This is a genomic window from Dehalococcoidia bacterium (assembly GCA_035310145.1).
GTDB lineage: Bacteria > Chloroflexota > Dehalococcoidia > CAUJGQ01 > CAUJGQ01 > CALFMN01.
In genome coordinates this window covers 1-13,074 of record DATGEL010000011.1, presented here as the reverse complement: position 1 = coordinate 13,074, position 13,074 = coordinate 1, and the positions used below count along the sequence as shown (strand labels likewise).

The following is a 13,074-nucleotide window of genomic DNA, read 5'->3' as shown; positions in this document are numbered from 1 at the left end:
GCTCAAGCGCAGCGGCGACCTGTTCCGTTGGCTGGCGGCGGGCGAGCTGAAGCTGCGCATCGACCGCACCTGGCCTTTGGCCGAGGCGGCCGAGGCGCACCGCTGCCTGGCCGACCGCCAAAGCACGGGCAAGCTGCTGCTGATTCCCTGAGAAAGTCCGCCGTCTTGCTGTCGGCTCCGGCAAGATCGTGCGGCGGCGCGAGCATGGCCGCTATCAGTATCCCGTGCGATGGAGTGTCGTGCTGGCCGGGCCGCATTCACGCATGCACTCCGAGTTCCACGCCGGGGCGCGGTTTGCGGTTTCAGGAGGCTGGTTCCTCGCGGGCCAGCACGCGGTCGAGCAGCGGGTGTTGCCCATTGCGCCGGTTCTGCTCGGCGAGGTGGGCGCGCTGGAAGTTGCGCGAGGACGAGGCGAGGTAGAAGCGCTCGTACAGCTCGTTGCGGCCGCCCAGCGCCGTGCCCACCAAGTCCCAGGCCGCGCGGAAGAGGCCGATACGTTCTTCCGCCTGCACGCCGTTGGCGCCGGAATAGCACTTGTCGATGAATGGGCGCAGCGCCGGATTCGCCCGCTCCGACGCCGTCGGCGTGGCGAGCAGGCTGTGCGCTCCCAGCAGCTTGATGATCTCGTTCACCCGCGGAATCCAGCGCGGCATGGTGGGCTGGATCGCGCGGAAGGGGCCGTCGTCGCAGAACCAGACGCCGTTGCCCCACTCGTGCGCATCGGCCTCGGCGGCGCGCAGGGCAGCGCGGGTGAGCAGGTCGTAGCTGAGCAGCTCGCCCAGCAGCTCGTTGTTCTGCGGCGTAGCGGCGTTGAGCACCTCGACCATGCGCGACACGAGCTGATAGGCGAAGTCCAGCTTCACCTGCGCCCGCAGCGTCGTCTGCTGCAGCAGGTTCGCCTGCCAGGTGGTGCGCATCACCGTCTTGTAGATCTCGGTGTCGCCGTCGATGAAGACGCGATGCCGCGGCACCTCCACGTCGTCGAAGACGACGATCGCGTCCTGCTCGTCGAAGCGGCTGGAGAAGGGGTGGTCGAAGCGGCTGCCAGGCAGCGAGTAGCTGTCGCGGCAGAAGATCTTCATGCCCGGCGTGTTCATCGGCACGGAGAAGGTGAGGGCGTAGGGACGGGCGTCCTTGTCGATCGGCTGACCGGGATAGACGACCATCTCGTCGGAGAACGGCGCCAGCGTCGCCAGTGAGCGCGCGCCGCGCACGACGATGCCGTTCGCCGTCTCCGCGACCTTGTGCAGCACGAACTCACCGCCGCCGGTCGTGTGCTCCGGCACCGCCTTGTCGATCGGCTGGTTGATCAGGGCGTGGGTGAGGCAGAGGTCGCGCGCGGCCACCTCCTGGTAGAAGGCGACGAGGTTGGCGGCGCCTTCGTCGTTGCCGTTGATCGCCCAGGCGTCGCGGCAGCCGGCGAAGCCGGCGAGCGTGACGTTGACGTAGTCTGGACTGCGGCCCATCACGCCGAGCGTGCGTTCGGCGATCGCCTCGATGCCGGCGTGGCGGCGCATCAGGTCGTCGTAGGAGCGGGGGATGATCAGCGAGACGTTCATCGGCTCGCCGCTGGCGGGGTTGGGCATGAGGCAGCGCTCGGGCTGCTCGTGCTGCAGGTCGTAGAGCGCCGCCAGGCAGTGGGCCGCGTCCGCCAGCGCCGGATGCGCCGTCACGTCCTGTACCCGCTCGCCGTTCAGCCAGATCTCGCGCTCGTCGCGCAGGCCGGCTGCGTGCTCTCCGCGCTGACCAGCTACGTGACCGGCTTCGTGATCACGGAGATTCGCGGGCCGGTGCGCGAGGCGTTCGGCACGGCGGAGGCCGAGGCGCGCCTGGCCGAGTTTCCCTATCTCAGCGCCTCGCGCGGCTATCTGGGCGGTCCGGGGCGGCACAGCGAGGCGGCGTTTGAAGCCGGACTCGATCTGCTCTGCCTTGGCGCGGCCGCCGTGCTCTCCGGACGTCAGCACCGCGCAGAAGATTCGTAGCGCGCCGCGTCTGCTCTCCAGATCGAGATGGTCCGGCCGCCGGTGCCACCCAGGCGAGGCCTGGTCGAACCGGCTGCTCAGGCGACGGCGGTGGCTTCGAGCTCCACGACCTGGCCGGGGAAGGCGAGGCGCGAGACGCCGAGCAGCGTGCTCGCCGGCCGGCAGCCCGCCGCCGCCAGCCGGGGGCCGAACACGCCGGCCGCGGCGATAAAGCCGTCGACGTCGGTGGTGTAGTAGTTGAGCCGCACGACCTCGGCCAGGCCGAAGCCCGCTTGCTTCAGCACGGTTTCGAGGTTGTCGAACGCCTGCGTGATCTGTTTGCCCATGTCGTCCGGGTAGAGCAGGTTGCCATCGGCGTCCGCCGCGGTCTGCCCGGCGCAGACCAGCGTGCGCTGGACGCCCTGCAGCAGATTCGCCTGCACGAAGCCGAAGGTATCCTGCCAGGTCCAGGGGTTGACGATCTGCCGATCCATCTGCGTTCCTCCTGCCGTCTGCCGCGGTGCAGTGCAGCATATGCGAACGCATGAGACTCTGCTACCCCTCAATTGCGGGCTGCTTCGCCACGCCGGCGGCCGGTCTGAGGATGCCGCCGATGGTGTTCCGGGGTGGCCCCGCTGGCCACGAACGCGCCATCGCGGGTCGCCGGCCGCCGGCGGCGATGCGCGATACTGTGTGCGTGCAGGGTGCAGCGGCTCCGGATCCTTCTGAACGGCTGCCGACGGCGCGCCAGGTGGTGAAGCGTGCGCTGCGGCTGCCCACGGCGCACCGCTTCCATCTCGCCTGGCGGCTCGCCCGCAGCCCGCGGGTGCCCTGGCGGGCGCGCCTGCCGCTGGCCGCGTTGATCGTCTATCTGGCCATGCCGCTCGACCTCATTCCCGACTTCATCCCGGTCATCGGCCAGCTCGACGATCTGCTGGTGGCCGGCATCGCCGTCTGGTGGTTCCTGCGCGTCTGCCCGCCGGCGGTCGCGCTGGAAGAGATTTCGCGGCTGGAGCAGACGCCCCTCGGTCCCTGGGGACGCCGGCTGCCCTGGCTCCTGGGCGGGGTGCTCGTCTTCACCTTCGCGCTGCTGATCGCCTGGATGCTGCATCGGCGGTAGCGGTGATGGCCGCAGACGCCGGCGTCAAATGCCGCGTTGCACGACGATCTCGCCGCTGGTGGCCTGGTCCGCTGCGAACAGCCAGCCGGGCAGGTGGTCCTCCGCCCAGCCTGCCGCGAAGCGAGTGGCCTCCGCCAGCTCCCCGGCGGTTTCGAAGATCATAACCGCGATGTCGATGCCGCCGTCCGCCTCCATCAGGGCAAACGACACGAAGCCAGGGAGCCGGCTCAACGCCGCTGCAAGCTGACTGACCGTGCGCAGGGCCTCCGTCGCGGCTCCCTGCCGGCCTACAAGTCGCTGGATCGTCGCATACATCGGCTCGTCGCCGCCCGCTTTCGGCTGCGCGAAGCCGGGGTGGAGTCACGGTACGCCATCGGCCGGCGCTCGTCATCGGCAGGCTACGTAGGCGCCAGCCGGCGATCGCGGCTGCCGGGTGGAGTAGCTGCGTAGAGTACGTATGGTGATCGACCCGTGAGTGCGGCACCAGGGATCGCGGGCCGCGGCTCAGGCGCCGTCCGGTGCCTCGGTCGCGCCCGGCGCTGCAGCGATCTGCCAGCGCGAGCGCAGGCCCAGCTTGGCGAGCACGTGCTGCACGTGGACGCCGACGGTGCGCGGGCTGATCGCCAGTGCGGCCGCGATCTGGCGGTCGCTGCGCCCCTGTGCCAGCAGCCGCGCGTCCCGCTGTTCCCGCGGCGTGAGCGGCTCGCGCGCCCGATCGCCCGGCGGCGCCGCGGCTGGCGCCGGCATCGGCGCGGCAGACTGCGCGCCGGCCAGCGCCTCTGCCACGGCCTGCGCCGGCGTCAGGGCGCGCCCAGCGGCCCAGGCTGCGTCAAACTCGGCGTCGCTGTGATGGCGGTGCAGCGCTGCGATGAGCCGGTCGTATTGGACCACCGAGTCGGCTGCGAGCTGCCGGCCAAGCGGCTCGCGCAGCACTTCCGCCGCGCCGATCAACCTCGCCGTGCCCGAGTGCCGCTTGCGCCGATACTCGATCGCGGCCATGTCCAGCAGACCGTAGACGAGACACAGTCGATCGCCGACGGCAGAGAGTCCTCCCAGCCCTTCCGCAACCAGGGCCGCCGCGTGTGCGGTGTCGCCGAGCAGCATCTCCGCATAGCCGAGCATCGTGTTGGCGATCGCCACGTAGCGGGTATCGCCGAGTGCGTGAAACAGCTCGAGGCTCTCCCGCAGCAGCAGGCGGGACTCCGCAGCATCGCCCTTGAGCGCGAGGCCCGTGCCGAGGGTCACGAGTGCGAAGGCCGTGCCCGCCCGATCGCGCAGCGCCATGAACCGCCGGAGGCTCTCTTCCAGGTGTGATACGGCGCGGGGGAAGTCAGCCCGGCTGCCGTACACTACACCCAGCCAGGCCCTTGCCCAGGCGATGGCGCCTGGATCGCGCGTCGCACGGGCGAGCGCGAGCGACTGCTCGAACAACGGCTCGGCCGCATCCAGATCCCCCTGCCACTCCGCCAGCGCACCGGCGCCGAGCAGGGCGCCCGCGCGCAACGTTGCCGGCGCGGCACCCACCGCCGGAACCGAGAGCACCGTTTCCAGCCACTGCCGACCTTCGCTCACGTAGCCGCGGCCCTCCCAAAAGCGCACGAGCGCGCCTGCCAGCCGTAGGCCGGAGACCGCATCGTGGTGTGCCGTCAGCCAGCGCAACGCCGCCCGCAGATTGTCCCGCTCGCGGTCGAGCCGCGCCAGCCAGGCCACCTGATCGCCACCGCGCAGCTCCGGCGCGCCGCGTTCGGCGAGGGCGCGGTAGAAGCCGGCGTGGCAGGCTTCTGCCGCTTCGGCGTCGCCGCTCGCCTCCAGTCGCTGTAGCGCATACTGCCGCACCGGCTCCAGCAGCCGGTAACGGGCCGGCGCCGAGTCCGGCTCAAGCTGCAGCAGCGACTTGTCCACTAACTGGGTAAGCAGATCCAGCACGTCCGCATCCGGCAGGTCGCTCCCGCCGCCCACCGCCTCGGCTGCCTCCAGGTCAAGGCCGCCGGCGAACACGGCCAGCCGGCGGAACAGCGTCTGCTCTGCCGCCGGCAGCAGGGCGTGGCTCCAGTCCAGCGCCGCGCGTAACGTTTGCTGCCGGCCCGGCGCCGCGCGGCTGTTGCCGGTCAGCAGCCGCAGGCTGTCGTCCAGCCGCTCCACGATCTGCGCGGCCGAGAGGACACGCACCCGGGCGGCGGCCAGCTCCAGCGCGAGCGGAATGCCATTCAGCGTGGCACAGATCTGCACCACCGCCGCGTTCTCCGCCGTGAGCCGAAAGCCCGCCTCGACGGTCTGGGCGCGCTCCACGAAGAGCTGCACCGCCGGAGACTGCGTCAGCACGGCGGGCGTAACCGGCGTGTCATGGTCCGGCGCCGCCAGCGGGGGCACGCGCACGACCTGCTCGCCGGCCACCTGCAGCGGCTCGCGGCTGGTGGCGAGCAGGCGCAGGCCGGGGCACGCGGCCAGCAGCCGCTCGGCCAGGTCTGCACAGGCGTCGATCAGGTGCTCGCAGTTGTCGAGCACCAGCAGCAGCGACCGGTCTTGCAGCGCCTTCACCAGTGTGTCGGCCAGCGGTACGCCGGCAACGTCCGGCACGTCGAGCGCGACGGCGAGCGCCTGCGGCACCAGCGACGGCTCCGCTACGGAAGCAAGCTCGGCCAGCCAAACGCCGTCTGGGAACGCGTCGCCCACTGCGGCGGCGATCGCGAGCGCCAGGCGCGTCTTGCCACCGCCGCCGATGCCCGTCAGCGTTAGCAGGCGCCCCGGATGCTCGACGACCAGCCGGCTGAGCGAGGCGATCTCCTGCTCACGCCCAATCAGGCTGGTTCTCATCGCCGGCAGGTTGGAGGGCCGCACGGCCGCGGCGGGCGCCACGGTCTCGCCCCGCTGCTCCGGGCGAGCCGGCCGCGTGGCGATCCCGAAGGCGGTGAGTTCCGCCTCGCTCAGCGCCAGCGCCTCGCCCAGGCGGCGCACGGTGTGCGGATAGGGATAGCGCCGGCGCCCCCGTTCCAGAGCGATGATCGCGGAAGCGGTGAGCTCCGCCCGCTCGGCCAGCGCCTCCTGTGTGAGGCAGGCGCGCTCCCGATAGCGGCGCAGAAGTTCACCGAACGCCGCCTGCTCATCTGCCATCGTGCGTCGGCGCTCCTGGTGTCGCGGGATTTGGCCAGAGGACCACGGCTACGCCATCGGGACGCCGGCCCGAAGGCGGATCGAACCGTGTGCGTTCAGCGTACACCGTGCGCCGTGTCGCTGTCCGATTCAACCGGCAGGGCCAGTGTCAAGGCCAGTGTCAAGGGAGTGTGCATGGTCCGCGTCGGGACCACGTGCGCACGATCATAGCGCCGAACGAGGGTGGCGCCGCCTCCTCGGAACCGGTTGCGGGACCCGCGCAGACCCTGCTCGTGCTGCAGCACGAGCGAACCACGTCGCAATGCCCGAGAAGTGCAATCGGTTCGGTGCGTCCCGCGTCGTGCCGAAGTCGCGGCATTGCGGGCACAATCGGTCGCGCCGCAAGGCGTACGGAAAGGCGAAGATCGAAGATGATGAAGCGTCTCTCTGCCGTGCTGATGGTTGGTGCAGCGATGGTCGTGCTGGGCCTGGTGCAGCACGCACCGGCCTGGGCAGACCAGGTCACGAACACGACCACACCGGTCTCGGGAACGGTGACGAATCCCTGCAACGGCGAGAATGTTACCTACAGCGGCCAGCAACATCTCCTTATCAGCATGACGATCAACGGTAACACTGCGCACATCGTCGAGCATGTGAACGTTCAGGCGAGCGGAGCCGGCGATCTGGGGAACCAGTACGCCATCACTGCGACGGAAAACGTCTCGGAGAACGTGGACATCGACCCAACGACCGCGACCGGCGAGGTCACGGAGGTTATCAACGAGCAGTTCGCCAGCCAGGGCGGCGCGCCGAACTTCCTGGTGCAAGAACTCGTCCACCTCACCGTGAACGCGGATGGCACGATCACTGCTCAGATCGGCAATGCGACGGCGGAGTGCCAGGGCTAGCCGCCGCCTGCGGTCCCCGAACGCGCAGCGGCGGGGGCTGCCGCCAGTGAGGAGCAGCCCGTCTCGGCATTCTGCGTGATCGTGAACCAGGCGCTCAACCGTTTCTACATTGCGATGCATATATGCACAGACCCACAGAGCCGAGGATTGACCGAATGGCAATCCCCGGCTCTGTGTTCCTGGCCCCGCGTTCCCCACGCGAGGAAGCACCGGGGACTGCAGACGGTAACGCTGCCGGAGCGCCGTTCTCGCAAACCGCACCGGCAGCGCGGAGACTGCACACGGCCGCTCGGTGTCTCCGCCGCGCCGCGTTGACGCTTGGGATTTGGCCCTCAGGCGACGGGTCTACTCCTTACCCGTGCGGCGCCCCGCGCGACGAAGCCGCCGGAGGGCCGCTGCTTCAGTTTCGCGGCCTGGTTCCTGTCCGGCGCGGGCCGTGCGGCTTCGCCCGGTTCGCCGCGCTCGTTGCGCCAGACGACGGCGAAGGCGGCGAAGGCGTAGAGCCAGCCGGCCAGCACGTCGATCACGTAGTGTTCACCCAAATAGACGACGGCCAGCGACATGGCCAGCGGATAGATCACGCTCGCCCAGCCCCAGCGCGGCCAGACGCGCCACAGCACCAGCCAGACCAACACGGGAAAGCCGGCGTGCAGGCTGGGCATGGCCGCCACGGGGTTGGTCTTGAACAGGCGCTGACCCAGCTCCACGGGGTTGATGACGCCGCCGTAGTTGACCTCGGCCACGATCACGTGCACCGGCGGAATCCGTGCCATGTAGCCGGCGAGCCACGGCGGCGCCATCGGATAGAGCACGTAGGTGAGGAAGCCGGCGTAGCAGAGCAGCAGGTAGGAGACGACGAACGGCCAGTAATAGCGCGGCCGCCACCACCAGAAGACGAAGGCCACGATCAGCGGCACGACGAAGTGCAGCGGATAGAGCAGCGTCGCCGCATAGTCGTACCACTGCATCTGGCCCGGATGATAGAAGTGCGCCTGCAGCCAGACCGTGGGCACATGGCCGCCGAACATCGCCCGGTCGGCCATGATCGGGAAGCCGTAGTGCACGCGGGCGATCAACCCCTGCGTCACGCCCGTGAGGCCGATGTAGGCGAGCAGCACCAGCACAAACGGTGTCCAGTCCTGCAAAAAGCGCAGACCGCGCGCCGCAATCAAGGCGAAGATCAGCAGGAAGATCGCGATCACGTCCGGACCAGGGAAGGAGTGCCGGTAGAGCAGCCAGCCGCAGAACAGCAGCACGTAGAGCGCCTGCACGGCAAACAGTACGCGCCGGCCGGCCGCCAACTGCCGCCAACGGAAGCGCGACGGCCCCTGCGACGGCGGTGCGCTGTCGGGCTGTTCGGGTGCGAGTGGGACGGTGCGGGGCACCGCCGCCCCGGTGACTTGCGGCGTTCGCTGCATGAGGCGTATCTCGTCTACGTGGTTGCGCGCCGGTGTGCGGTCGCGCACCGTGGGCAATGGGCGCTTGGCGGAGCGTACTCGACATAGCTGAGACAAAGCTGAGAGCCAGCTCGCCGGTGGGGACGAGGTCGTTGCCCACGCCGCGCGCTGAGCGACCTGATGATCTGTCAAGCTGCTCGTGCAATTGGGCAATTGACGCCACTTTACATTGACAACTGACGGCGCGATCGCCTAGAATCTGGTCAAAGGTGCTCCCCCCTCCGATGCGCCGTCCGGCGCGACTTCACGGCGAGGCGGTATGCCGAAATATATCTTTGTTACCGGCGGTGTGGTGAGTTCCGTAGGGAAAGGCATCACCACCGCCTCCCTCGGGCGTATCCTGAAATCGCGCGGCGTCTGCGTCTCCATTCAGAAGCTCGATCCCTACCTCAACGTCGATCCCGGCACCATGTCCCCCTACCAGCACGGCGAAGTCTTCGTCACCGTTGACGGCGCCGAGACGGATCTCGACCTCGGCCACTACGAACGCTTCATCGACCAGGACCTGACCCGCGCCAGCTCCGTCACCACCGGCCAGATCTACCAGGCGGTGATCTCCAAAGAACGGCGCGGCGACTATCTGGGCGGCACGATCCAGGCCGTGCCGCACCTGACCAACGAGATCAAGGCGCGTATCCGCGCCGTGGCGCAGGCCGGCGAGACGCAGGTCGTGATCGTCGAGGTCGGCGGCACCGTGGGCGACATCGAGAGCCAGCCCTTCCTCGAAGCGATCCGCCAGATCCGCAATGAAGAGGCGCGTGAAGACACGCTCTCGATCCACGTCTCCTTCCTCCCGTTCGTCGGCGCGTCCGGCGAGCTGAAGACGAAACCGACGCAACATTCGGTGCGCGAGCTGCGCAGCATGGGCATCCAACCCGACGTGATCGTCTGCCGCAGCGACCACCCGGTGCCCGAGGAGCTGACGGCGAAAGTGGCGCTGTTCTGCGACGTGGAGCAACGTGCCGTCGTGCCGATGGTCACGGCCGACACGATATACCGCGTGCCGATCATGCTCGAAGACGCCGGCCTCGGCGACTACGTGATCGAGCGGCTGCAACTGCCGGCGCTGGGCCGCGACATGGCCGAGTGGCGGGCGATGGTCGAGCGGCTTACCTGCCCGGAGCAGCTCATCGAGGTCGCGGTCGTCGGCAAGTACGTGGAGCTGCGCGACGCCTACATGTCGGTCAAGGAGTCGCTGATCCACGCCGGCGCCCATCACCGCGCCGAGGTCAACGTGCGCTGGATCCAGTCGGAGTCGATCACGGCGGAGAACGTCGTGGATCTGCTGGCCGGTGTGGACGGTATCGTCGTGCCCGGCGGCTTCGGCGAGCGCGGCATCGAGGGCAAGATCCTGGCCGCGCGCTACGCCCGCGAGCGCAAGATCCCTTATCTCGGCCTCTGCCTCGGCATGCAGGTGATGGTGATCGAGTTCGCGCGGCACATCTTCCGCACGGACGATGTGAACTCCACCGAGTTCGCGCCGGGCACGGCCATCCCGATCATCAGCCTGCTCTCGGAGCAGACCGGTGTCTCGGAGAAGGGTGGCACCATGCGGCTGGGCGGCTATCCCTGCCGTCTCAAGCCGGGCACGAAGGCGCAGGCGGCCTACGGCGAAGACGTGGTCGTGGAGCGGCACCGGCACCGCTACGAGTTCAACAACGCCTACCGTCACATCCTCGAACAGGAAGGGTTGATCGCCAGCGGCGTCTCGCCCGACGGTTCGCTGGTCGAGATCAGCGAGCTGCGCGACCATCCCTTCATGCTCGGCTCACAGTTCCATCCGGAGCTGCGCTCGCGGCCCAACCGGCCGCACCCGCTCTTCCGCGACTTCGTGGGCGCGGCCTGCTCGCGTGCCGCCTCGGCGGCACAGCACGCGCACGGAGCAGCGCAGGAGCCGGCGCTTCAGGTGCTGAGCGGCGTGGCGCCCGAACCCGCCGTCGCTTCGCTGAGCTAGTGATGCCGGCGATCGCGTCGGCCCGCCTGCTTCATAACGAGATTCTGCGGCCGGCAGCGGTCGTGATGCGCAACCCGCGGTGACGGCCGAAAACATCTGGAAGTTTTTGCACATCGCCGCGTTGTTCCTGTTTATGACGGGAATCGGCTCGGTGATGGCGCCGCTATACAGTGCGTGGCGCAGCCGAGATCGGCGCCAGCAAATGTACGCCTTCAGCGCCGCGGCGGAGTACGAGACGCGGCTGTTGCTGCCGGGGGCGCTGCTCAGCGGCGCCACGGGCGTGTTTTGGGGGGCGAGCGCGCATCATAACTTCGTCAAAGAGGGCTGGCTGCTGGCGCTGTGCATTGTCTACGTCTTCACCACCTTTGTCTGCCTGCCGTTGCTGGGGTTGGGCCTGCGGCGGGTGCGGCTGGCGGTGTTGAAGTCGTACAAGAGCGGCGGTGCGGTCACGCCGGAGCTGGAGTCCGCGCTGGCCGACAACGTGCCGCTGGTCTTCGGCACGATCATCATCCTGATGCTGCCGGTCATGGGCTGGCTCGCCGTCTTCAAGCCGTTCTGAGCGGTGGCAGCGCGACAAGCGGCCGAGTACGCAAGGTGATTCGATCTGGAGGCTTGACACAGCAACGTTGCAGTGCCATATGTGAAGCAGCGGCCTCGTCCCGTGCGTTGGCCGGGTGAGAGCCGAAACTCGCCTCACAATCCCATCCCCGGGAATTACTGCACAGCGTTTCACCGGCGCCAGGCCGGCTCACTTCCCTTCCATCCCTCCTCACCTGCAATTCACCCGGAGCACGATAACCGGAGACCCGACAAGCGGAGACCCTACGTGAACATTACGGAACTCGAACTCAGGTCGCGCGACGACCTGGTCCAGCAGGCCGCCCATCTCGGCATCGAGAACGGGGCAGCCCTCAACAAGCAGGAGCTGGTTTCGCGCCTGCTGCAACGCCAGGCCGAGCAGTTCGGCCACATCTTCGGCGGCGGCGTGCTGGACATCGTCGACGATGGCTTCGGCTTTTTGCGCGGCGAATCGCTGCTGCCCGGCATCAACGATGTCTACGTCTCGCAAACGCAGATTCGGCGCTTCGGCCTGCGCACCGGCGACTACGTCACCGGCCTGGTGCGTCCGCCGAAGGACAGCGAAAAGTACTACGGCATGCTGCGCGTCGAGAGCGTCAACGGCCTCGACCCCGAGGTCGCCAAGCAGCGGCCGCATTTTGAACAGCTCACCGCCGTCTTCCCCGACCGCATGATCAACCTGGAAACGGCGCCCAATAACCTCTCCACACGGCTGATCAACCTGATCGCGCCGATCGGCCGCGGGCAGCGCGGCATGATCGTCTCGCCGCCCAAGGCGGGCAAAACGATGCTGCTGAAGGCGATCGCCAACGGCATCACCGCCAATTACGACGACATTCACCTGATCGTGGCGCTGATCGGCGAGCGGCCCGAAGAAGTGACCGACATGCGGCGCTCGGTGAAGGGCGAGGTGATTGCCTCCACCTTCGACGAGCCGGTGGAAGACCACACTCGCGTGGCCGAAATGTCGCTTGAGCGGGCGAAACGCCTGGTTGAAAGCGGCAAAGACGTCGTGATCCTGATGGACAGCATCACGCGCCTCACCCGCGCCTACAACCTCGCCATGCCGCCCAGCGGTCGCACGCTCACCGGCGGCATCGATCCGATCGCGATCTATCCGCCGAAACGCTTTTTCGGCGCGGCCCGCAATACGGACGAGGGCGGCAGCCTCACGATCATCTCCACCTGCCTGGTGGACACCGGCAGCCGCATGGACGACGTGATCTACGAGGAGTTCAAAGGCACCGGCAACATGGAGCTGATCCTCGACCGCAAGCTGGCCGAGCGGCGCATTTTTCCTTCGATCGACATCCAGCGCAGCAGCACACGGCGCGAGGAGCTGCTGCTGGGCGAGCAGACGCTGAAGCAGGTGATCCTGCTGCGGCGCATGACGGCGATGATCGGCGCCAATTCGCCCAACCCTTCGGAAGCGACGGAGCGGCTGCTCGAACGCCTTTCGCGCACGCAGACCAACGAGGAGTTCCTCACCACGCTGCAGCAGAACGTGTAGCGCGTGAAGATTTACACCAAGACGGGCGACCAGGGGGAAACCGGCCTCTTTGCCGGCGGGCGCGTGTCCAAGGATGATACGCGCGTCGAAGCCTACGGCTGTGTGGACGAGTTGAACGCCGTGATCGGCCTGGTGCGCGCCGCGCCGCCGGACGCCGAGTTGGACGGCTGCCTGCGGCGCATCGCCGGCGAGCTGTTCGCGCTCGGCGCCGACCTGGCCACGCCGCTTGAGGCGAAGGCCAGCTGGGTGGTGCGCATCGACGAGCCGATGATCGCCGCGCTCGAAGCGGAGATCGACCGCTTCGAGACGGAGCTGGAGCCGCTGCGTCATTTCATCCTGCCGGGCGGCTCGCCGGCGGGCGCCACGCTGCACCTGGCCCGCACCGTTTGCCGGCGCGCCGAGCGCCGCGCCGTCAGCCTGGCGCATGCGATCGCGATCAACGACGCCGCGCTGCGCTATCTCAACCGCCTCTCAGACTGGCTGTTCGTGGCC

Annotated in this window: 13 protein-coding genes; 8 read left to right on the top strand and 5 right to left on the bottom strand. The window is 68.4% G+C overall.

Annotated elements, in window-relative coordinates; translation table 11 throughout:
• Nucleotides 1–19: 19 nt before the first annotated feature.
• Nucleotides 20–151, top strand: a complete 132-nt coding sequence (locus VKV26_01975; GenBank protein ID HLZ68654.1) for a zinc-binding dehydrogenase — start codon at nucleotides 20–22, stop codon at nucleotides 149–151.
• A gap of 151 nt (nucleotides 152–302) precedes the next feature.
• Here VKV26_01975 and VKV26_01970 read toward each other — a convergent pair whose 3' ends face one another.
• On the bottom strand, nucleotides 303–1,673 hold the full coding sequence (locus VKV26_01970; protein ID HLZ68653.1) for a 4-hydroxyphenylacetate 3-hydroxylase N-terminal domain-containing protein: 1,371 nt from the start codon (nucleotides 1,671–1,673) through the stop codon (nucleotides 303–305).
• Here VKV26_01970 and VKV26_01965 point away from each other — a divergent pair.
• Complete coding sequence (locus VKV26_01965) at nucleotides 1,662–1,982, top strand: hypothetical protein (protein HLZ68652.1); 321 nt, start codon at nucleotides 1,662–1,664, stop codon at nucleotides 1,980–1,982. The genes VKV26_01970 and VKV26_01965 overlap by 12 nt on opposite strands.
• Before the next feature lie 77 nt (nucleotides 1,983–2,059).
• Here VKV26_01965 and VKV26_01960 read toward each other — a convergent pair whose 3' ends face one another.
• The gene (locus VKV26_01960; GenBank protein ID HLZ68651.1) at nucleotides 2,060–2,455 is read right to left on the bottom strand and encodes a RidA family protein; all 396 of its coding nucleotides are present in this window, start codon (nucleotides 2,453–2,455) and stop codon (nucleotides 2,060–2,062) included.
• Nucleotides 2,456–2,712: 257 nt separating this feature from the next.
• On the opposite strand from VKV26_01960, the gene VKV26_01955 reads away from it, so the two are divergent.
• A complete protein-coding gene (locus VKV26_01955; protein ID HLZ68650.1) occupies nucleotides 2,713–3,081 on the top strand; it encodes a YkvA family protein in 369 nt (122 codons plus the stop codon).
• Nucleotides 3,082–3,105: 24 nt separating this feature from the next.
• Here VKV26_01955 and VKV26_01950 read toward each other — a convergent pair whose 3' ends face one another.
• On the bottom strand, nucleotides 3,106–3,396 hold the full coding sequence (locus VKV26_01950) for a hypothetical protein (protein ID HLZ68649.1): 291 nt from the start codon (nucleotides 3,394–3,396) through the stop codon (nucleotides 3,106–3,108).
• A 189-nt stretch (nucleotides 3,397–3,585) separates the two neighbouring features.
• On the bottom strand, nucleotides 3,586–6,192 hold the full coding sequence (locus VKV26_01945; GenBank protein HLZ68648.1) for a LuxR C-terminal-related transcriptional regulator: 2,607 nt from the start codon (nucleotides 6,190–6,192) through the stop codon (nucleotides 3,586–3,588).
• A gap of 410 nt (nucleotides 6,193–6,602) precedes the next feature.
• Here VKV26_01945 and VKV26_01940 point away from each other — a divergent pair, with 410 nt between their 5' ends.
• Nucleotides 6,603–7,082, top strand: a complete 480-nt coding sequence (locus tag VKV26_01940; GenBank protein HLZ68647.1) for a hypothetical protein — start codon at nucleotides 6,603–6,605, stop codon at nucleotides 7,080–7,082.
• A 332-nt stretch (nucleotides 7,083–7,414) separates the two neighbouring features.
• Here the strand turns inward: VKV26_01940 and VKV26_01935 are convergent, their stop codons facing one another.
• The gene (locus VKV26_01935; GenBank protein ID HLZ68646.1) at nucleotides 7,415–8,500 is read right to left on the bottom strand and encodes a phosphatase PAP2 family protein; all 1,086 of its coding nucleotides are present in this window, start codon (nucleotides 8,498–8,500) and stop codon (nucleotides 7,415–7,417) included.
• 298 nt (nucleotides 8,501–8,798) lie between these two features.
• Here VKV26_01935 and VKV26_01930 point away from each other — a divergent pair, with 298 nt between their 5' ends.
• From VKV26_01930 to VKV26_01915, 4 genes are all read left to right on the top strand, one after another.
• A complete protein-coding gene (locus VKV26_01930; GenBank protein ID HLZ68645.1) occupies nucleotides 8,799–10,493 on the top strand; it encodes a CTP synthase in 1,695 nt (564 codons plus the stop codon).
• A 79-nt stretch (nucleotides 10,494–10,572) separates the two neighbouring features.
• On the top strand, nucleotides 10,573–11,052 hold the full coding sequence (locus VKV26_01925) for a DUF2269 family protein (protein HLZ68644.1): 480 nt from the start codon (nucleotides 10,573–10,575) through the stop codon (nucleotides 11,050–11,052).
• Between the two features lie 267 nt (nucleotides 11,053–11,319).
• Nucleotides 11,320–12,582 (top strand): transcription termination factor Rho, encoded by a 1,263-nt coding sequence (rho, locus tag VKV26_01920; GenBank protein HLZ68643.1) that lies wholly within the window; start codon nucleotides 11,320–11,322, stop codon nucleotides 12,580–12,582.
• Nucleotides 12,583–12,585: 3 nt separating this feature from the next.
• Nucleotides 12,586–13,074 (top strand): cob(I)yrinic acid a,c-diamide adenosyltransferase (locus tag VKV26_01915; GenBank protein HLZ68642.1); only part of this gene is annotated, 489 nt, incomplete at its 3' end.

What these genes read in the sequence shown, in the direction of transcription:
- VKV26_01965 (HLZ68652.1), top strand. Translation starts at nt 1,662, where the DNA reads ATGCGCCGTCACGTCCTGTACCCGCTCGCCGTTCAGCCAGATCTCGCG.
- VKV26_01960 (HLZ68651.1), bottom strand. Translation starts at nt 2,455, where the DNA reads ATGGATCGGCAGATCGTCAACCCCTGGACCTGGCAGGATACCTTCGGC.
- VKV26_01950 (HLZ68649.1), bottom strand. Translation starts at nt 3,396, where the DNA reads ATGTATGCGACGATCCAGCGACTTGTAGGCCGGCAGGGAGCCGCGACG.
- VKV26_01945 (HLZ68648.1), bottom strand. Translation starts at nt 6,192, where the DNA reads ATGGCAGATGAGCAGGCGGCGTTCGGTGAACTTCTGCGCCGCTATCGG.
- VKV26_01940 (HLZ68647.1), top strand. Translation starts at nt 6,603, where the DNA reads ATGATGAAGCGTCTCTCTGCCGTGCTGATGGTTGGTGCAGCGATGGTC.
- VKV26_01935 (HLZ68646.1), bottom strand. Translation starts at nt 8,500, where the DNA reads ATGCAGCGAACGCCGCAAGTCACCGGGGCGGCGGTGCCCCGCACCGTC.
- VKV26_01930 (HLZ68645.1), top strand. Translation starts at nt 8,799, where the DNA reads ATGCCGAAATATATCTTTGTTACCGGCGGTGTGGTGAGTTCCGTAGGG.